This is a genomic window from Cloacibacterium sp. TD35 (genome assembly GCF_028864635.1).
Taxonomy (GTDB): domain Bacteria; phylum Bacteroidota; class Bacteroidia; order Flavobacteriales; family Weeksellaceae; genus Cloacibacterium.
The window spans coordinates 766,641-786,655 of the sequence record NZ_CP104850.1 but is presented as its reverse complement, the minus strand read 5'-3'; the positions used below and the strand labels follow the sequence as shown (position 1 = coordinate 786,655).

Annotated in this window: 13 protein-coding genes; all 13 read right to left on the bottom strand. The window is 34.2% G+C overall.

Features of this window, described 5'->3' with window-relative positions:
• Positions 1 to 74 precede the first annotated feature (74 nt).
• Complete coding sequence (locus tag N7277_RS03530; RefSeq protein WP_274780368.1) at positions 75 to 791, bottom strand: class I SAM-dependent methyltransferase; 717 nt, start codon at positions 789 to 791, stop codon at positions 75 to 77.
• Positions 792 to 875: 84 nt separating this feature from the next.
• Positions 876 to 2,303 carry a glycoside hydrolase family 30 protein gene (locus tag N7277_RS03525; RefSeq protein ID WP_274780367.1) on the bottom strand — a complete coding sequence of 476 codons (1,428 nt, stop codon included), beginning with the start codon at positions 2,301 to 2,303 and terminating at the stop codon, positions 876 to 878.
• A gap of 19 nt (positions 2,304 to 2,322) precedes the next feature.
• On the bottom strand, positions 2,323 to 3,765 hold the full coding sequence (locus N7277_RS03520; RefSeq protein WP_274780366.1) for a glycoside hydrolase family 30 protein: 1,443 nt from the start codon (positions 3,763 to 3,765) through the stop codon (positions 2,323 to 2,325).
• Between the two features lie 11 nt (positions 3,766 to 3,776).
• Positions 3,777 to 4,838, bottom strand: coding sequence for a glycoside hydrolase family 16 protein (locus tag N7277_RS03515; protein WP_274780365.1), 1,062 nt, complete (start codon positions 4,836 to 4,838; stop codon positions 3,777 to 3,779).
• 67 nt (positions 4,839 to 4,905) lie between these two features.
• On the bottom strand, positions 4,906 to 5,874 hold the full coding sequence (locus N7277_RS03510; RefSeq protein ID WP_274780364.1) for a hypothetical protein: 969 nt from the start codon (positions 5,872 to 5,874) through the stop codon (positions 4,906 to 4,908).
• A gap of 8 nt (positions 5,875 to 5,882) precedes the next feature.
• A complete protein-coding gene (locus tag N7277_RS03505) occupies positions 5,883 to 7,022 on the bottom strand; it encodes a hypothetical protein (RefSeq protein WP_274780363.1) in 1,140 nt (379 codons plus the stop codon).
• Positions 7,023 to 7,032: 10 nt separating this feature from the next.
• Complete coding sequence (locus N7277_RS03500) at positions 7,033 to 8,535, bottom strand: RagB/SusD family nutrient uptake outer membrane protein (protein WP_274780362.1); 1,503 nt, start codon at positions 8,533 to 8,535, stop codon at positions 7,033 to 7,035.
• 12 nt (positions 8,536 to 8,547) lie between these two features.
• Entirely contained in the window at positions 8,548 to 11,457 is a 2,910-nt protein-coding gene (locus tag N7277_RS03495; RefSeq protein ID WP_274780361.1) for a SusC/RagA family TonB-linked outer membrane protein, read from the bottom strand.
• A gap of 524 nt (positions 11,458 to 11,981) precedes the next feature.
• The gene (locus N7277_RS03490; protein ID WP_274780360.1) at positions 11,982 to 12,821 is read right to left on the bottom strand and encodes an endonuclease/exonuclease/phosphatase family protein; all 840 of its coding nucleotides are present in this window, start codon (positions 12,819 to 12,821) and stop codon (positions 11,982 to 11,984) included.
• Between the two features lie 20 nt (positions 12,822 to 12,841).
• Positions 12,842 to 14,764 (bottom strand): sialate O-acetylesterase, encoded by a 1,923-nt coding sequence (locus N7277_RS03485; RefSeq protein WP_274780359.1) that lies wholly within the window; start codon positions 14,762 to 14,764, stop codon positions 12,842 to 12,844.
• Between the two features lie 49 nt (positions 14,765 to 14,813).
• Positions 14,814 to 17,033 carry a beta-glucosidase BglX gene (gene bglX, locus N7277_RS03480; RefSeq protein ID WP_274780358.1) on the bottom strand — a complete coding sequence of 740 codons (2,220 nt, stop codon included), beginning with the start codon at positions 17,031 to 17,033 and terminating at the stop codon, positions 14,814 to 14,816.
• Between the two features lie 11 nt (positions 17,034 to 17,044).
• On the bottom strand, positions 17,045 to 18,457 hold the full coding sequence (locus N7277_RS03475; protein ID WP_274780357.1) for a glycoside hydrolase family 30 protein: 1,413 nt from the start codon (positions 18,455 to 18,457) through the stop codon (positions 17,045 to 17,047).
• Positions 18,458 to 18,553: 96 nt separating this feature from the next.
• Positions 18,554 to 20,005 (bottom strand): RagB/SusD family nutrient uptake outer membrane protein, encoded by a 1,452-nt coding sequence (locus N7277_RS03470; protein ID WP_274780356.1) that lies wholly within the window; start codon positions 20,003 to 20,005, stop codon positions 18,554 to 18,556.
• Positions 20,006 to 20,015 lie beyond the last annotated feature (10 nt).

Genomic DNA, 20,015 nt, shown 5'->3' with positions numbered 1-20,015 from the left:
TTCTATAATTGAAACTCCAAAAATAGTGTTTAATTTCTAAAAAAATTGAATTTGTGGATGAGTAATCCTGATTGTTAAGAAAATTTTATGAAGTCTATTTTCTGACGATGTTTTTTAATGATTTTCTGGGTTAGTGTTCTTTCGTCAGCAAGATGACGAAGTTTAAACTCACGTTTCTTTCTCACTACAAAAAGGTGATAATCTTCTTGCTCCCAAATCCCATATTTCTGAAAGAAAATAATCTCTAAATCATTCTTATCGAGGTTTTCTGCTAATGTAGTTAACTCAATAGGTTGGTCTATTACTTGAAGCGAATCTGGCAGATTCTGATGAAGATATTTAATGTATTCTGGATTCGGAATATTAATAAGCAAAAGTGTTTTTTCTGAAATAAATGAGCTTAGATTTTTAAATAAATTAAAATGTTCTTCTACTGGAATATGCTCTATTACATCTAACAGCGTGATGAAATCAAAATCGGTTTCTTTCGGTTGATAATACACTACGTCTCCTACAAAAAGTCTTACGTTACTTTTTTGGATGTTTTTCTGTGCATTCTCTATACTTTTTTCACTTAAATCTACCGCTTCTACATAACCTTGTTCTACTTTTTTTGAAAGTAAATAGGTAAAAGCTCCCACTCCACAACCTAGTTCTAAAATCTTAGATTTTTTATTAAGTCCTAATTTTTTAAGTTTTTTAAACAAATAAATCAATCTTTCATTAACTCCTATTTTTATTTGTCTTTCGGAAAACTGGTCATAGAACTGAGAAACTTCTTCTTTCTTCATCTGAAAATCTGTTTGGTTCAATAAAATTACAAAAATAAATAAAAAAAGGCGCATCCTAGGATGCGCCTTCGTCTGAAAAACGAATCAAATAACTATAGTTTGTATAGAATTTGCAGGGGATGTTACGCTTACAGACTGACCTTCTATCCAAAGATTATATTGGGTTTCTCGGTCAGAAGAATTCATCACCACTACTACCATTTGTCCGTTTGGATTCATAAATGACGTAGAGAGAAGAAAATCTCTATTGGTAACGGTTCCTAGTCTTCTTGCGTTCATTTGTACATATTTAGAAATATGTCCTATGTAATAATATTCTGCAGTGTAATGTAATTCTCCGGTTCTGGTGTCTGCGATAATGGGTGCGAAACAGAAATTACCTACATGGTTTGGACCTCCTTTTTCATCTAAGAGAATGTTCCAATCCGTCCAAGCAGAAATTCCGTTGTTAAAATCATTAATCATGTTTTTACCATAAATTTCGCCCAACCTCCAATCGTAGATTTCCTCGAATTTAAATTTTTCTACACAACCTTCGGTGAAGATGAGAAACTTATTAGGAAAGGCTTTTGCGGTTTCTTCTACATTCTCGAAAAGCGGTTGAGATTTCGTCCATGTTTCATACCAGTGGAAACCTATTCCTGTAGCGTATTTATTCGCCAAAGGGTTACTTAATGTAGTAGTAGCTCTTTGGTATAATAAATCTCTATTATGGTCCCAAATGATGACTTCTTTATTTTTGTAACCGTTTTTCCAAAGGGTAGGCCCTAGATATTTTCCTAAAAATTCTGCTTCTTCTTCGGCGGTATAGATACAAGATTCCCAAGTCTGTGTAGCCATGGGTTCGTTTTGTACAGAAAGACCCCAAACTGGAATTCCTCTTTTCTCGTATTCTTTGATGAATTTAATGTAATAATTTGCCCAAGGCTGATAGTATTCTTTTTTCAGTTTACCGCCTCTCAACATATTATTGTTATCTTTCATCCAAGCTGGTGGAGACCACGGACTGAAATAAAATTTGAAATTTTTGCCAATCATTTTTTGCGCTTCCTTAATCATCGGAATTTTATATTGCTCATCATGTTGAACATTGAAGGTTTTAAGCGCCTTATCATTTTCTTCTACATAGGTATAACTTCCACTGCTGAAATCACTAGAATTCATGCTGGTTCTAATCAAGTTATACTGTAAGCCATTTTTGCCAAAATAGGCTTCTAAAAATTCTTTTTGCTTTTCTTGAGGCAATTTATAAAAGGTTTCTGCAGAAGCATCTGTAATTGCTCCGCCAATTCCTGTGATTTTTTGGTATTTAAAATCTGGGTCTACAAAAACGCAAATATCTGTTTCCTTCGGTTGAGGAAAATTCTGAAAACTGCCTTTACTGAGTTCAAATTTTTCTGTTTGGTTTTTGGCAGTGGTGTATATAGAAACATTTTTGAGTGTTTTCTTTTGCTGTGCAAAGCCAACACAGAATGCTAAAACAGCCATCATAATAACTGCATTGTTTTTCATTTCTTTATTTTTAAAAAAATTAGAAAATATATGTAGCTACTGCTCCTGCATCTAGAGATGTAGTTGCAATTTTACCATTGATTTTAATGTTGAATGTTTCTGGTGTGCCACCATCATTTTCTACAATCAAAACAATTTTACCATCGGCTCTCTTGAAAGCTACATTATTAAGGTTTCCTGATTGAGTACTCGCAATTCTAACAGAATTCTGTGGAACAAACTTAGAAGCATGAGCAATGATATAATACCCTACGTTTCTTTCGAAGTTTTCTGAAGAGTTTATGGTAATTGCTCCTTTACACATATAGCATCCCCCTTCTGTATGAGGTTTAAACTGAGAATTATTGGCTAAGTTCCATTCTAAAGCGGTTTTACTCCAGTTTCTCATAGAGCCTATAATTATATTTTTCAAATGCCATTTTAAATCTCCTCCAAAGTCTCCAGTTGAAGAAGTCCACTGTTCTGTAAAATATATATTTTTAGTAGGAAAAGTAGCTTTTATGTCTCCAAGAGCTGTAATAAAACCTCCATACAGGTGAAAAGCGGTTCCATCAATATATGGATTTGCATCTTTATCTGACAAAACTGCAATTGGATAATATGGTGTATCACAGTTATGGTCAAAGGCTACAATTTTAGTAGTAATATTGGCATTTCTAAAAGCTGGTCCTAGATGTTTTTTTATAAACTCTGCTTGCTGACCTTCAGCCATCACCATACTAGGATTATTGTTACCATTTAATGGTTCATTTTGTGGAGTAATTGCATCTATGGTAATGCCTTCATTTTTCATAGCGGTGATGTATTTCACAAAATATTGTGCATATACACCGTAATATTCTGGTTTTAGACTTCCTCCCATAGAATTCCCGTTATCTTTCATCCAAAGTGGAGCAGACCAAGGAGTTGCCATGATTTTAATATTAGGATTTATGGCAAGAATTTGTTTTAACATATCAATTAAAGGACGGTCTTTTTCTAAACTGAATTTAGAAAGCGTAGGATCTGTTTCTCCAGCAGGAAGATCATTGTAAGAAAATACACTGCTATTAAGGTCAGATGCTCCTATACTTAATCTAAGATAGCTTATAGAAATAGAATTAGCGTTACTGCCAAAGAGTTCTTGTAAGAGTTCTTGTTTTCTAGCAGCAGTAAGACTATTAATAACTTCTACACTACCTCCTGTTAAGGTATAACCGAATCCATCAACTGTTTGGTATGTTTGGGTTTCGTCTATCTGAATGTTTTGATATGAATTAGAGTTTGCGGTAAAACTAAGAATGGTATTTTGTTTCTGTAATTTTACTGATTGATCTCCTTTGGTGAGCCATACTTCTATATCATTAGTAGGAATAGGTTTTGGTGGTTCTGGTGTAGGTGAAGTAGTACTTCTAGAGCAATACGAAATTATACTCATACCTGCCAAGGCCCATATGAATAGATATGATTTTTTTAAAAACATGGATTTAAATTTTATTGATAAACCCGAATATAATCTACTTCCATTGTTGCATTGGTCACATTAGGATCAATGACACCTCCGAAATTACCTCCCATCGCAACATTCATGATGATGAAGAAGTTTTGATTAAAAGGTGAATTTGCGTTATTATTATAAGTAAAGAATAATTGATTATCTACATAAATTTTTATGGTACTTGCATTCCATTCCATGCTGTAAATGTGAAATTCTGTAGTAGCATTAGAAATCATTATCGTAGCTCCATCTGCATTTCCTCCAGAACGTCCTGGATAATGAAGAGTTCCATAAATTTTATTTAACTGGTTGCCTACATGCTCCATGATGTCTATTTCTCCACAAGCTGGCCAGCCAACAGAATCAATATTGTCTCCTAGCATCCAAAGTGCAGGCCATGTTCCGCCACCAGATGGAATTTTTGCTCTAATTTCTACTTTTCCATATTTCATAGAATATTTCCCTTTAGAAATAAGTCTTGCTGAGGTATAGTTATAACCTTGGTATGCCTCTTTGATTAAATTAATTTTAAGAGTTCCATTACTTACTACGGCATTTTGAGTTCCATTGGTATAGTATTGTGCTTCATTATTTCCCCAGCCATTATTATTGCCTAGGTCATACCCCCATTTAGAAGAATCTGGAGCACCATCTACACTAAATTCATCGAACCAAACTGCTTTTGGAATTACATAAACGGTTACCGTTGTACTACTTGAAATGAATTTATCTCCATTATATGCAGAAACATAAACAGTATGTTCATTAGTCCCTGACTGCTTAAATGTATATGTAAAACTACCTGTAGTAGAAGTAAGAATTTCTCCGTTTACAGACATTTTATATTCTTTTGCATTATTTGCAGAAACAGTAAAATTTACTACACCTGTTCCATCTCCATTTGGCATGGTGGTAGATGATCCCACTACTAATTTATTAATAACTAAATTAGTAGGTGTTGTAACTACTGGGTCTGATGAGCCAGAACCACTCCCTCCACAGCTAAAAAATAGAAATGAAAAAATGGAAATTATGAGTAAAAATTTATAATTTTTCATAGATATTCAATTGTTAAAAATCACAGAGTAATTAAACTCTGTGATTTTTTTAAAGAAACTAATTGTTTTATAAAGCTGGAACTAACTTGATATACCAAGCATTTCCAGTTTCTGTACCTTGTACTCTTAAGTACATATAGTCTGGTGTAATTTGCATGATTTCGTATTCTTTTTTCAAAGATCCGTAACCAATGTATGTGTTATTACCTTCTAAAACGATACTTGTCCCTGTTGTAGGGTTTTCTGTTGTTCCTACGATTCCAGAAGTAGCATCCATAAATTTAAATACAGAAGCTCCACCTCCATAGCTATAGCAACCTTCGTCTCCAGATGCTGGAATTCCTTGTACAGATGCTAAGCTACCTGTTTTGGTAAATGCTCCATCTGGGGTAGACATCTGTAAAGTAAAATTATACTTGTCAAGTTGTTTAAATGTAAATCTAGCTGTATAGAAACAGTTACAGCAAGCTACTTTTTCGTTTACAGCAGCAGCCCACCATTCAGGTGTTAAAGAAGTAGTAGACCATGGTCCTACTCCAAAATGACCTGCTACACTCTGATCTACTTTCCAAGTTTTAGAAGAATTAGCAGTAAGATTTGTTACAATAGTAGGATCTGCTTCGTATACATATTTTACAGTTACATCTTTAGTAGCTACTGTAGAAGTACCTCCTTTACCATAAGCGATTACTGTAATTCTGTAAGCAACTTCTCCTTGTTCAGTGAATTTTTTAACCACTTTTAAACCTTGTGCAGTATTGGTAACAGGGATAAGTTCTAGGTTATTGTCTAATTTAGAAATTACTGAATACCCTATCTTATAAGCTAGAGCATTATTTGCTTTAGCCACAATATTTACTACACCAGATCCATCACCATAAGGATTAGCAGTGTTTTGTCCTGCTAAAGTGGCGGTGATAACCAAGTTACTTGGCTTGGTTAGGTCTCCCATTGAATACTCTTCTTCTTTACAAGCTGTAAAAATTGCTGTAAAAATGAAGAATAACCCTAATATAATTGAAATTTTCTTATTCATGGTTTATATTAATTTGTTTGTCTTACGTTATCTATATAGATTACTTCTCCTGCACCATCTGCTGAATCATTATATCTAAACACTAATTGCTTAAATTCTGTTCCTGCAGGAATAGTTCCTAGTGCGCCAAAATCAAAGGTTAATTCTTCCCACTGATTAGCTACTGTAGTAGCAACTTTAAGTACTTGGTTAGAAATTCCTGTAGTTGCTTGTTCTAATTCTACATTTAAACTTTTACCTGCTTCTGTAGAGTATATCATTACTTTAATCTTACCTCCATTGTCAATATTAATTGGCACAGAATTAGGGGAAGACATTGGTGTCCAAGTACCGCTCCAAGTTGCTGCTCCTACTGTTTTGGTATATTGCCATACTTTAGAAGAAGTATTGATTCCTCCTGGGAATGGGTTGTCTACCACGCCTACATTCACACCACCAAATGTTCCTCCTATGGTATAGTTCTGACCTGGAGTTTCATAAGTAATTGGCAAAGTATAAGGATCAAAGATTGTAATAGTAGTAGTACTGGTAGTGAAAGCGGCACCTCCACTTAATGCTACTACCCTAATAGTATAATTACCACCTCTAGCATAAGTATGTGTAACATCTGCAAAAGAGTATTCTCCAGTAGTACTGTTTAAAGTACCTTGTACTTTGGTTCCCACTTCATTTGCAACATCTCCGAAATATACTAAGAAACCACCAGCTGCATATTTTGCTTTAGCTCCTAAATTTAGAGTATATGCCGCCAAATTAGAATTGATTTCTAAATCAGTAGGTGCAACATAAGTGATGGTAAATGGATAGGTTTTCTTGGTTTGATTACCTGCCATATCATAAGTAGTAATACTTACAGTATAATTACCTTCTGGATATACATGAGTAACACTGCTTCCTGGTAAAACCACTGCCGAAGCAGCTGCACCAGTTCCATGACCGAATTCTACTAAGAATTTTGCAACCCCTTCACCAGTTGGGGTAATTTTTACTCTTCCTGAGTTATCTTTGCTGATATCAATGACCTTATTAAGGTTATCTGCACTGATTGAAGTTAAATCAGGGGTATCATTGTTGATTCCTTCTATATCACAGCTTATCATAAAAAGCATTAGAAATAGTGAACCAAAAAATATTTTAAAATTTCTCATAGTTTTAATTTTAATAGCCAGGATTTTGAACGAGTTTAGTATTAATAAGCTCTGCATAAGGAATAGGGAAAATTTCATTTTTTCCTGCTTTAAATCCTCTGCTTGCTAATGCTGTAGCAGCATCTCCCCATCTTACTAAGTCAAAGAATCTATGTCCTTCTCCTGCTAACTCTCTTCTTCTTTCTGCTTTGATTGCTGCCATAGAAACTGCTACTGGAGATAAACCTACTCTTGCTCTTACCGCATTAAGTAATGCTTGTGCTCTAGCTCCCGTTCCTCCTAGTGCTTCTGCTTCCATTAGGTAAGTATCTGCTAGTCTGATGATGTAAGTATCTTGTTGATAGTTTAATACAGCATCTCCTAATCCTGTAGTTACATCTGCCATTCTAGGGATAAATTTATTCAAGAAATACCCTGTATCTTTATAACCTGGAGCGTAATCTGCTTTTCCTTCTGCTTTTAAAGTTTTAAGGTCTAAAACAGTAGCGTCTAATCTTGGGTCATTTTTCATGAAGTCATAAAACTCTTGAGTAAATACACTAAAACTCCATCCTGATGGTAAATCTGGCGCACTATTGTCTTTTCTTACATAGTTTCTAGGTCCCACCATTACGTTTAGAGAGTTTCCTTCGTCTTTTCCACTTCCCCAGATTCCCCAATATGAGTTTCCTTGGTTAGTGTGTACTGCTTCCAAAATAGATTCTGTGTTAAATTTATTATTTACTACCCATAAATCATTAAAATTAGCAAGTAACTTATACCCGAATTGGCTAGTTCCGCCAGGGGTTCCATTTACTTCTGCTAATTGTGCTGCAGCTAATGAATTTTTACCTTCATATAAATAAACTTTTCCTAGTAATGCTTTAGCAGCTCCTTTTGTTACTCTACCGTTTTCTGTAGCTGGTATAGTAGCTGGTAAATCTGTAATTGCTTCGGTTAAGTCTTTTTCTATCTGAGTATAAACTTCTTCTGGTTTTGCTTGCTTAACATTATATATATCAGCAGGTACTACTGGTTCTGTAAAAAGAGGCACGTTTTTAAACATTCTTACTAAATTAAAATAGTATAATGCTCTAAGTGCTTTTGCTTCTGCTACGAATCTTTTCTTCACATTCGCATCCATTGTGGTAGATGGAACTTTCTGAAGAATAATATTTGCTCTAAAAACTCCTTGGAAATGGTCATTCCAAAAACTTTGAGGAATAGTATAACCATCTTGAGAATAGTTAGAGAAACTTTGGATACCTCTACCGTCACTATCACCACCGCCACCTGCAAAGTGGTCATCTGAACCAGCATTTAGCATAGCTATCATGTTTTCGAAGCCCCCTGAGTTTTTCTTCATAACATCATAAGTAGCCACTAATCCAGAAAATGCTTCTGCTTCGTTTTTATAGTAATTACCTGTCAAAGCTTTACCTTCTGCCGGAACAGTTAAAAAATCTTCAGAACAAGCAACAAAAGATACTGATGCAGTAGCCAAGATAATTAGATTTTTTATATTTAATTTCATAATATTAATTTTTTAAAATTGAACATTAAGCCCAAATAAAAACGTTCTAGGCTGTGGATAAAAACCTTTATCTATACCAAAAACACCACCTCCAATTTCTGGATCGTATCCTGTATATTTAGTAAATGTTACTAAGTTAGATCCAGTAACGTATAGTCTTACTTTTTCTGCACCTATAGTTTTTACTACATCACTTGGTATGGTATAACCTAAAGAAGCTAATTTAAGTCTTAGATAATCTCCATTTTCTAAATAGAAATCAGACATTTTAGTAAAGTTACCGTTTTGGTCATCACTAGTTAATCTAGGATAATCATTAGAAGTTCCTTCTCCTGTCCATCTAGATAATGCCACTGACTGATAGTTAGCATTTCCTACGTCTAATCTTCTTAATCCTTGGAAAATTTTATTTCCTGCTGCTCCTTGGAACATTACACTGAAATCAAAATTCTTATAATCAAGGTTTAAAGTTGCTCCGAAAGTATATTTAGGTAATGAACCTCCTAATTTTACTACGTCTTTATCATTAATAACACCATCATTGTTAGCGTCTGTCCATCTGAAATCACCAGGTTGTGCATTTGGTTGTAAAAGCCCTCCAGCAGTATTTTTATATGCATTTACTTCGTCCCAATTCTGGAAAATTCCCGCTGTTTTAAGACCGAAGAAAGTACCATAAGCTTCTCCTTTCATTACTCTGGTAACTCCTCTATCCAATGATTGGAAAGAACCTAGTTCGAAATATTCTACATCTCCAGTAGAAGTTACTACGTTTTTAAGGGTAGTAAAATTACCATTGATGGAAAGATTAAAATCTCCTAATTTTTTTCTGTAACCTAGTTCTAATTCAAAACCTTCGTTATCCATATCTGCTATGTTAGCAAATGGGTTAGCAGAAACCCCTACATAACCAGGAATTCTTACTTGACCTAAGATTCCTTCTGTTCTTTTTTTATAGTATTCTGCAGTGAAGCTGAAATCATTAAATAATCTTGTTTCTACCCCTACGTTTGTCTGGATCGTTTCTTCCCAATGCAAATCACGGTTTTCTAATGTTTCTGGAGCATTTCCTACAATAATAGCATTTCCTACATAATAGTTAAAACCCCCAATCACTAATGATTCATATTGGTTTGGTTGAAGGGTACCATCGTTACCATTAACTCCGTAACCAGCTCTTAATTTTAAGTTATTAATTACACTTGAACTCCAGAAATCTTCTTTAGAAACTACCCAACCTGCAGAAACTGAAGGGAAAATACCATATTTCTTATTTGGACCAAATAATGAAGAACCATCTCTTCTTACGATACCTGTTAATAGATATTTTTCTTTGTAGTCATAATTAATTCTTCCGAATAAAGAAGTTCTTTTCTTAGGAGTATAATTGTAAGTATACCCGTCTTTTTCAGTATCAGGAATCTCCATATTAAAAGTAGCTTCGTACCAGTTATTGGTAGGGAGGCTGGTATGAACTACTCCTATAGAGTTTCCAATTCCGTAAACGTAAGCACCTTGACCTAATAATACGTTCAAGCTATGTTCACCGAATTTTTTGTTATATGTTAATGTATTTTCTACATTCCAGTCAAAAGCTTGAGATGAATTTCTAGTCAATGCATTTTTACCTAAGTTATTGGTCGCTGCATTTAAATAATAAAGAGGGTTAAAGTTTTGGTCTCCCCAATAAGCTTTTTTCCCTCCAACAGTTGATCTAAATTTTAATCCGTCTAATAATTTTGCTTCTGCATAAGCATTACCAATAAATACGTCTGACCATCCGTAGTTTCCAAGTCTTGTTTTAATGAAAGCTACAGGGTTTACAATTTCTTGAGTAGAAATAAGTGACATGCCATAAGGGTTTCCACTAGGATCTCTAAGAATATAATTAGATGCATTGTAAGGAGCCTGAGTAAGTCTAATTGGATCTGTTTCAATTACAGGAATAGTTGGGTCAAACATGATAGCATCACTTAATACCCCTCCAAATTCGTTATTTTCATTACCAATTCCTACACTTTTTCTATAGGTATAGAAGAAGCTTTCCCCTACGGTTAAGAAGTCATTTACTTTATGATTAGAATTGATTCTAACTGTTTTCTTATTAAATTTAGAAATATCACTCGCTACGATACCTTCTTGGTCTTGTAAACCAAAAGATAAGAAGTAATCAGACTTGTCATTAGCACCACTAATGCTCACTTCATGGTTATTACCCATAGCAGCAGTGTTAAAGACTTGTTTTTGCCAGTCTGTTCCTAAACCTAAGATAGATAAATCTGGGAAAACTATGTTTCCTCCACCTGCAACTGTTCTTTCGTTGATAAGCGTTGCAAATTCTGTTGCATTAAGAACCTTAATTACTTTAGAAGGAGATGAAGCACTTACATAACCATTATAGTTAAGTGACATTTTACCTTTTCTACCTTTTTTAGTCGTGATGATTACTACCCCTTTTGCTGCAGTAACCCCATAAATAGCCGCAGAAGCCGCATCTTTTAAAACCTCCATAGATTCTATATCTGCTTGATTGATAGCAGCTACATCCTGAGGATTATCCATTTGCACTCCGTCTACTACAAATAAAGGATCATTTGCTCCTGCAAAAGTAGTAATACCTCTTACTCTGATGGTAGCCACTGCACCAGGTGCTCCTGAATTACTTGCAATGGTAAGCCCTGACGTTCTACCTTGTAACATCTGACCTACACTACCATTAGGAACTTTTTCTAAGTCCTTAGATGTAACCTTAGAAATAGCTCCTGTAACTACGCTTTTTTTCTGCGTACCATAACCTACATTAACTAAAACAACCTCTTCAATAGCTTTTTCTTTAAGAGAATCTCTTTTTTCTTGCCCCTGTAAAACAGCAGCTGAAAGAACCATTGAGAGACTGATTAAACTAACAATTTGTTTTTTCATACAATATAGTTTTTGTTTATTTCTCAATTTGAGACAAAAAAGTTAATTTTTTTTTGTAAATAAAAAAAATTTCTAAAAACTATTTTAATTTTCCCATTATTCATAGGGCTTTAAAGCGTGTCATCTGAGTTAAAAAAGGTTAATTTTTCTGGTTTTGGTTTAACTATTTTTAACATTTTTTTAACCTTAGATTAACGAAATTGAATATTTTTAAAAAAAACATATCAAATTTCTGGCATATTTCTCTTCTTCAAATTTTATTTACTTTTTAATTGCATGAAAATCATGATGTTACAACCTCTATACAAAAAAAATAATGCAGACAACGTTTTATTGAGAATTTTTTCAATACACCCCTATGCAATTCATAGCATTTACTATTTTTTATATTGAAAATTTAAAAGTATACTCATTAAAAAGGGGAGCTGCTTGTTGATTTATTTTTTTAAAAAAAAGAATTTTCAAAATGTTGTAAAACAAAAAAGCCTTCTCGTTTTGAGAAGGCTTTTTTATATTTTTTTAGATTATTTCAATTGTATTTTTGCTACAATAGGAAAATGATCAGACGGATATTTATGGTCATAGAAGTCTGTGATTGTTCTGTATTTTATAACTTTCGTATTGGTTTTTGAAGTAAAAATAAAATCTATTTGTTCGGTAAGTTTTTCATTGAATTTAAAACCATTCCAAGTTGCTTTTTCGGCGTAAGGTTTTGTGATGCTATTGCTTCTGGCTTCTTGTAAGTTTTCAAAAAGTGGTTTCATCCATGAATAACTTTCTAAGGAATTAAAATCACCCGTAAGAACTACGGGAACATTTCTTTTCTTCTGTAATGCTTTAATTTTTTCTAGAATGATTTCCGCAGATTTCTGTCTTGCAATTACACCTACATGGTCAAAATGCGTATTCAGTACCCAAACTTTCTTTTTGGTTTTTATATTTTCGAAAAGAGCATACGTAACGATTCTAGGATATGCTGCATCCCATGATTTACCTGATTTCTCGGGGTTTTCTGAAAGCCAAAACGTATTTTGTTCCAGAACTTTATACTTATTTTTCAGATAAAAAATGCAAGAATATTCCGCATCGGCTTCATCCGTTCGGGGTTTTCCTAAAAAACTATAGGCCGAAATGTTATCTAATAAATAATCAATCTGAGGCTTCTGTGCTTCTTGTAAGCCCACGAAATCTGCTTCGTAATAAGAAATAAGGTCTTTTACTTTATCTTTTCTAATGTTCCAATGGTTTTCGCCATCATCTACGCTTGCTAATCTGATGTTAAAACTCATTACATCGATGGTTTGTGAGAATAAAAACGATGCAAAAAGTATAAACACAATGGTAGAAATGTTTTTTGTTTTCATATTTTAATTCTTGATTAAAATTATTTTAACTCGAACTGATATTTCTTGTTTTCAGTAGAAGTCTTGAAAGAATCTGTTCTAAAAGGCGCTATAGGCAGTCCTTTTTCGGTGAAAAGATTAATTTCTGAATCATCTCCTTTCCAGCCATATCTTACAGCAACGGGATTGCTTACCTTTTCGCATGTAACTACAATTTTATTTTTCTTAATTTCTGCTTTTGCTGGATAGAATTTTTGGTCATTTCCTGCAATTTCAAAACCTTTTAAGATTTCATTATTTTTAGAAACTAATTTTTCTTTTGTATTAAAACTGATGGTAATTTTATTTCCTTTTACCGTTGATTTTTGATAAATTGGGCTTTTAAGTCCATTATTCAAGGCTAAATTAGCCAATCTTTCTCCTACTGTTTTTTTATTTCTTGGGTGAATATCATTCGGATTTCCAACATCTGTAGTTACTACCATTCCTGTGTTTTTCATTTTGGTAGTATTCAGTTGAGCATCTCTCACCTCACACCAATCGCAACCTTCATTGCTATCGCCTTTAGTATTAAAAGTAGCTAATTGAACGAAATAAAAAGGTAAGTTTTCTCCAAATCTCTGTCTCCAACTGTTAATCAACAATGGGAAACTTTGGTTATATTCATAAGCTCTCTCTGCATTTGATTCTCCTTGGTACCAGAGCATTCCCGAGATTTTGAAATCCTCAATCGGGTGAATCATGGCATTGTAAATCAAAGAAGGAAATTCATTTTGATTGATGGCTGCATAAATTTTTTCTACAGCAAATTTCCAATTTCCTGCTAATGGAATACTTTTTTGAGCAGTGACTAATTTCACCTCATCATCATTACTCCACAAACCACCGCCACCACCAGTGTCATTAACCTTTACTGCAATGATATTCTCTCCTTTTTTTAAAATTTCTTTCGGAATGGTATAAATTCTATCATCTGACCATTGTTTCATTTGTCCCACTAATTTTCCATTAAAATAAGTAAGGTCTTCGTCATCAATTTTTCCTAAATACAGTACTGCATTTCCTGAAAGGTCTTCGTCTGAAAGAACGATTGTTTTTCTAATCCAAGCGACTCCGTCTAAACCTTCGAAACCTTGTTGTTCCCAAGCTTTTGGAACATATAAATCTTTTAAAGCAGAAGCGTTATAATCTGCACTCAAGAATTGTTCTTGATTAAAATCTGCAATTTTAGCATTTAATTTTTTCTCAATCACTGCGGTTTTAGCATCAAAATTTTTCTGCTGTAGACTTTCTATGTCTATTTGTGGCATATTAGCAATCATTTCTTTGAAATAAGGAGATTGCTCGAATGCGTTTTTAGGAATCCATGCTTCGATCACGGTTCCGCCCCAAGAAGAATTAATAATTCCGATAGGAACTTGTCTCTCGTGATACATTTTTTTAGCAAAAAAATAGGCTACTGCAGAAAAATCTCCTATAGTGGAAGCATTCGCAACATTCCATTCTGTTTTTGCAACGTTGTTTTGAGGTAAAGAATTTATTTTTCTCTCAATTTTAATATGTCTAATGAGCGGGAACTCTTTTTGGTTTAATTCCTCTTTATAGCCTTCAGAAGACGAAAGAGCCCACTCCATATTGCTTTGTCCGCCACATAACCAAACATCTCCTACCAAAACATTCTTGAAAACAATTTCATTATTTCCTTTAATTGTTAGGGTAAAAGGGCCACCTTCTTTTTCTTGGTCTAAATCTACTTTCCAATTGCCATTTTGGTCTGCAACAGTGGATTTGGTTTGATTTTTAAAACTTACCGACACTTTTTCATGAGGTGATGCAAAACCCCAAACTGGAATTTTAGAATTTCTCTGCAACACCATATTGTCCGAGAAAATATAGGGTAATGAAACATTTGCCATCAATAATTGAATGGTCAATAATAAGAATACGCTGATTGATTTTTTCATTTTTATTCCTTTAAGATTTATTTCTTATAAGGTTAATTTTTTAAGGATGTTATTTCTCCCAATTTACTCTTTTGGTTTGTACCTGAGCAGAATTGGTTCCTATCATGATATCAAATTCTCCTGATTCCCAATCGAAATTGAGTTCATCATCATAGAATTTTAAATCTTCTGGTGTAATGTTAAAAGAAATGGTTTTGCTTTCTCCTTTTTTAAGGAATATTTTTTGAAAACCTTTCAGTTCTTTTACAGGACGAACTACTTTTCCTACTAAATCTCTGATGTACAATTGTACTACTTCTTCTCCGTCATAATTTCCTGAATTGGTAAGAGTAACTGAAGCCGTAAAAGTTTGATTACCTTTCAGTTGAGTAGCACTTACGTTTACATCAGAATATTGAAATGTAGTGTAACTCAAGCCAAATCCGAATGGATAAGCTGGGTCATTATCTAAGTCAATATACGCCGAAACATAGTTTCTGTCTGTATTATTTTTAGCAGGCCTTCCTGTATTGTAATGATTGTAATAGATAGGAATTTGACCTTCAGTTCTAGGGAAAGTCATCGGTAATTTACCGCCAGGGTTTATTTTCCCGAAAAGTACATCTGCAATAGAGTTTCCTGCTTCTGTACCTAACCACCATGTGTAAACAATGGTAGGAATGTTTTCTGAAGCCCAATCAAAAACCAAAGGACGACCGGCATTAATCATTAATATAATTGGTTTTCCTGTTTTGGCAATTTCTTTTAATAAATCTTCCTGAACTCCTGAAAAATGGATATTACTTCTACTTTTTGCTTCGCCGCTCATTGCATGACCTTCGCCTAAAGTCATAATCACTACATCTGCTTTCTTGGCAATTTCTACCGCTTCTGAAAACATAGATTTATCATTATCATTTGCGTTACAGCCTTTCGCATAAAGCAATTCTGAATTTTTATCCAATTGAGCTTTAATTCCATCAAACTGAGTTACAATTCTTTGGCTATCATCTGGAAAAGCAATAGACCAAAAACCGTGATTTTCTACTGTAGCTTTCGCAAATGGACCAATAATTGCCACTTTTTTAGTGGTAGGAGAAAGTGGTAATAATTGATTTTCATTTTTTAGTAAAACAATACTTTTTGCACCAATTTCTCTTGCGAATTTTCTATGTTCTGGATTATTGGCTTGTTCTTTTTCTCTCTTTTCATTGATGAAACGATAAGGGTCATCAAAAAGCCCAAGCTCATATTTTTTAGTTAGAATTCTGCGAACCGCATCATCTATTAATTGAATATCTACTTTTCCTTCTTTTACCAATTCTGCTAAATGATTAGTATAAGAACGGCTTTCCATATCCATATCACTACCTGCCAAAATTGCTTTCAGAGCAGCTTCTTTATTGTCTTTAGCAAAACCGTGAGGAATCATTTCGCCAATGCTTCCCCAGTCAGAAACTACAAAACCTTGAAAATTCCAAGCGCCTTTTAATAAGTCTCTTTGGATGTATTTATTTCCAGTTGCAGGAATTCCGTTGATATCATTAAAAGAATTCATAAAAGTAGCTACTCCAATATCAGACACCGCTTTGAAAGGTGGCAAATACGTTTCGTGCAACTGTCTAAGGCTCATATCTACAGAATTGTAATCTCTTCCGCCAACAGCAGCTCCATAAGCTGCAAAATGTTTAGCACAAGCCATTACTGCATCTTTATTTCCTAATCCATTTCCTTGGAAACCTTTTACTCTGGCTTTTCCTACTAATGTTCCTAAATAGGTGTCTTCACCAGCTCCTTCCATTACACGTCCCCATCTTGGATCTCTTCCTATATCTACCATTGGTGCAAAAGTCCAATGAATTCCATAGGCAGAAGCTTCAGTAGCTGCAATTCTAGCAGATTTTTCAATTAAATTCATATCCCATGTAGCGGTTTCGCCTAATGGAATAGGAAAAGTAGTTCTAAAACCATGAATAACATCTTGCCCAAAAAGCAAAGGAATTTTAAGACGAGATTGCATGGCTTGGTCTTGCCAGTTTTTAGTGTTTTTAGTGCCTACAGCATTTAAAATAGAGCCTAGTTTCCCTGCACGAACTTGACCAGCTTTGTCTGCATCTTTCGTAATAGGACCGGTTGCTGTAATATCATCATTATACTGATTAAGCTGTCCTATTTTTTCTTCCAAAGTCATTTTCGCCATCAGCTCTGTAACTTTTTGGTCAATTGATTTCTGAGCAGAGACGGTAATTCCCAGTCCTACTAAAACCATTGAAAGAAATATTTTTTTCATAAATTTTATATTTAAAAAGTGTAGGTAGCCACTGAATTAGATGGCAATGATGCTGCTACAGATTTACCATCAAAGTTAATATTAAAATTTTCAACTTCTGCTCCTTCATTTAAAACGATTAAAGCTATTTTGCCTTCTGGTGTTTTAAATGCTAATGTACTTAAATTTCCTACTTGTGTAGAACCTATCCTCTGTGAATTTTGAGGTACAAATTTAGAAGCGTGAGCAATGATGTAATACGCTACATTTTTAGTGTAAGATTCAGAAGAATTGATAGTGATTGCTCCTTTACATTGGGTACATCCACCAGGAGTAAATGGTTGGAATTGTGCATCATTTGCTAAGTTCCATTCTAATGCAATTTTGCTCCAATTTCTCATGGTTCCTATGATTACATTTTTGGTATGCCAGATAAAATCTCCTGCAAAAGTTCCTGTAGAACCCGTCCACTGTTCTGTGAAATAGAGATTTTTATTAGGGAATGCATTTTTTACTGTGCCAAGAGCTGAAACATCTCCTGCATAAAGGTGAAATGCTGATCCGTCTACATATTGTGCAGCTTCTGGGTCTTGGAGAATCGTAATAGGATATTCTGGTTTATCACAATTATGGTCGTATAATACTATTTTTGTAGCAATATTTGCTGCTCTAAAAGCTGGACCTAAATTGTTTTTTATGAAATCTCTTTGTTGTTCTGCAGTCATATACATACTTGGGTTATTCCCAGGATGTAGTGGTTCGTTTTGAGGAGTAATGGCATCAATGGTGATTCCATTTTTCTTCATTTCCTGAATATATTTCACGAAATATTCTGCATAAACTTGATAGTATTCTGTTTTCAGGCTTCCTCCTATGCTATTTCCGTTATCCTTCATCCAAACAGGTGGTGACCAAGGCGCGCCAATAATTTTAATATCTGGATTAATCGCTAAAATTTCTTTTAACATATCAATCACAAACTGGTCTTTTGCTAAGCTGAATTCGCTCAGGTCTTCGTCTGTTTGACCTGCGGGAACATCATCATAAGAAAAGACAGAACTGTTAAGATCTGATGCGCCAATGCTTAATCTAAGATAACTTACGCCTATGGATTGTTCTGATTTTCCGAAAATATCTTGAAGAAGTTCTTTTTTCTTCGCTGGAGATAATTGATTGATTACCTCTACGCTTCCTCCGGTAAGGGTGTAGCCAAAACCATCTACAGTTTGGAATTTTTCTGAAGGATTGATGAGAATGTTTTGGAAATTATTTTGGGGATTGTCAAAAACAAGATTGTTTTGTTTTTGAAGTTTTAAAGTTTCATCAGCATTAGTTTGCCAATATTCTATTGTTTGTGGAGCTTCTATTTTTGTAAAAGAATTACATGAGATAAGAGAAGCTATAGAGCCTAAAACTAAGGCGGGGATAATTTTTTTTAGAACCATAACATTTATTTTTGATATTCAAAAAAACTGCTGCACGATAATATGCGCAGCAATTTTTTTAGAATGAGGTTATATAAATTCTAATTTGATATAAGATTAATAACCAGCGTTTTGAGTTAAATTAGGATTATTATCAATCTGAGATTGAGGAATAGGCCAAAGTAATTTTTGTTCTGTAATGTTAGCAGCATAACCTAGAGGGTTTCCGCTAGCATCTTTTCTATTTTTAATAATTTCAATAGCTTTTCCTGTTCTCTTAAGGTCAAACCAACGTTGTCCTTCGAATGCTAATTCTAACTTTCTTTCTTCTAGTATTTTGTTTATACCATCAGTTTCTCCAGTAATTGTGATAGGTGCTAAGTTTACTCTCGCTCTTACTTGGTTTACTAAAGCTGCGGCTCCTGTATAATCACCTAGTCTAACTTTAGCTTCTGCTCTTAGAAGAAGTAAATCTGCGTATCTGAAAATATACACATTTTGATTACCACTTTGCTCTCTTTGTTTCCATGCAAATGGATAGCTAGAGCTGCTCCAATATTTATCAGACCAACCAACTGGTTCAAACTTAACAGTAGAAGCTTTTCTGATTGCATCTCCTTGAGCATCAAAAGATTTAATTAAATCATTAGATGGTGTATTGAATTTTTTCCAGTCTGTACCGATGAACATAAAAGTTCCCCACCACCAAACACTGCTTCCATTTCCATTGATTTCGAAAATAGATTCTGCGTTTGCTTCGTGTGTAGTGTCAAATAAATGATCATAATCTGGTAATAAACTATAACCTTGGGTCATTAATTGATCTGTGTAAGATACTACTTTAGCAAAATCAGGGCTTGGTTTAGTAGCATAAACCTGTGCTAAAAGTGATAGTGCAGCACCTTTAGAAGCTCTATATTTATTAGAACTTGCAGGTACATTAGGCAAAGCACCTTCTAGGTCTGAAATGATAAGTGAGTATACTTCACTCGCTGACTTTCTTGCTGGGTATACTTGTGAATATACTTCTTCAAAATTTTCAGCAGTTACTCCAATTACAGCTTGTGTAACTAATGGCACATCTCCCCAAAGTTGTACAGCATGGAAATAATAAAGGGCTCTCATTACTGAAGCTTCTGCTATCATTTCTTTTCTTCTTTGTGTAGAAAGAGATGTATCCGGAATTTTATCTACATAGTTGATTACTTTATTACAGTTGTTAATACGCCCGTAGATGTAGTTCCAGTCTCTGCTTACATTACTATTGGTAGCAAGAATTCTGTATTCTGACTGTTGTGCATTTTGAGGGTTATCACCACCTTGATAAGCAATATCAGTTTGTGCATCCCCATTAAAGAAGTAATCTAGCTGCCAATATTCATTCCCTAAATCATTATAGATAGTATTCATTAAATCCTCTGCATCAGCAGCAGTTTTATAAGGAGTATCGCTTAACTCTATCGGTTTGTCTGTAATTGGTTCAGTATCTAAATAATCTGAACAAGAAACCGCTCCAAAAGACAGACCTGCGCCTAAAATTATATAATTTATGGTTTTATTAAGTTTCATAATATTTTAT

Bases quoted from the DNA above. Each gene is read 5' to 3' on its own strand.
- N7277_RS03530 (WP_274780368.1), bottom strand. From the start codon at position 791: ATGAAGAAAGAAGAAGTTTCTCAGTTCTATGACCAGTTTTCCGAAAGA.
- N7277_RS03525 (WP_274780367.1), bottom strand. From the start codon at position 2,303: ATGAAAAACAATGCAGTTATTATGATGGCTGTTTTAGCATTCTGTGTT.
- N7277_RS03520 (WP_274780366.1), bottom strand. From the start codon at position 3,765: ATGTTTTTAAAAAAATCATATCTATTCATATGGGCCTTGGCAGGTATG.
- N7277_RS03515 (WP_274780365.1), bottom strand. From the start codon at position 4,838: ATGAAAAATTATAAATTTTTACTCATAATTTCCATTTTTTCATTTCTA.
- N7277_RS03510 (WP_274780364.1), bottom strand. From the start codon at position 5,874: ATGAATAAGAAAATTTCAATTATATTAGGGTTATTCTTCATTTTTACA.
- N7277_RS03505 (WP_274780363.1), bottom strand. From the start codon at position 7,022: ATGAGAAATTTTAAAATATTTTTTGGTTCACTATTTCTAATGCTTTTT.
- N7277_RS03500 (WP_274780362.1), bottom strand. From the start codon at position 8,535: ATGAAATTAAATATAAAAAATCTAATTATCTTGGCTACTGCATCAGTA.
- N7277_RS03495 (WP_274780361.1), bottom strand. From the start codon at position 11,457: ATGAAAAAACAAATTGTTAGTTTAATCAGTCTCTCAATGGTTCTTTCA.
- N7277_RS03490 (WP_274780360.1), bottom strand. From the start codon at position 12,821: ATGAAAACAAAAAACATTTCTACCATTGTGTTTATACTTTTTGCATCG.
- N7277_RS03485 (WP_274780359.1), bottom strand. From the start codon at position 14,764: ATGAAAAAATCAATCAGCGTATTCTTATTATTGACCATTCAATTATTG.
- bglX (WP_274780358.1), bottom strand. From the start codon at position 17,033: ATGAAAAAAATATTTCTTTCAATGGTTTTAGTAGGACTGGGAATTACC.
- N7277_RS03475 (WP_274780357.1), bottom strand. From the start codon at position 18,457: ATGGTTCTAAAAAAAATTATCCCCGCCTTAGTTTTAGGCTCTATAGCT.
- N7277_RS03470 (WP_274780356.1), bottom strand. From the start codon at position 20,005: ATGAAACTTAATAAAACCATAAATTATATAATTTTAGGCGCAGGTCTG.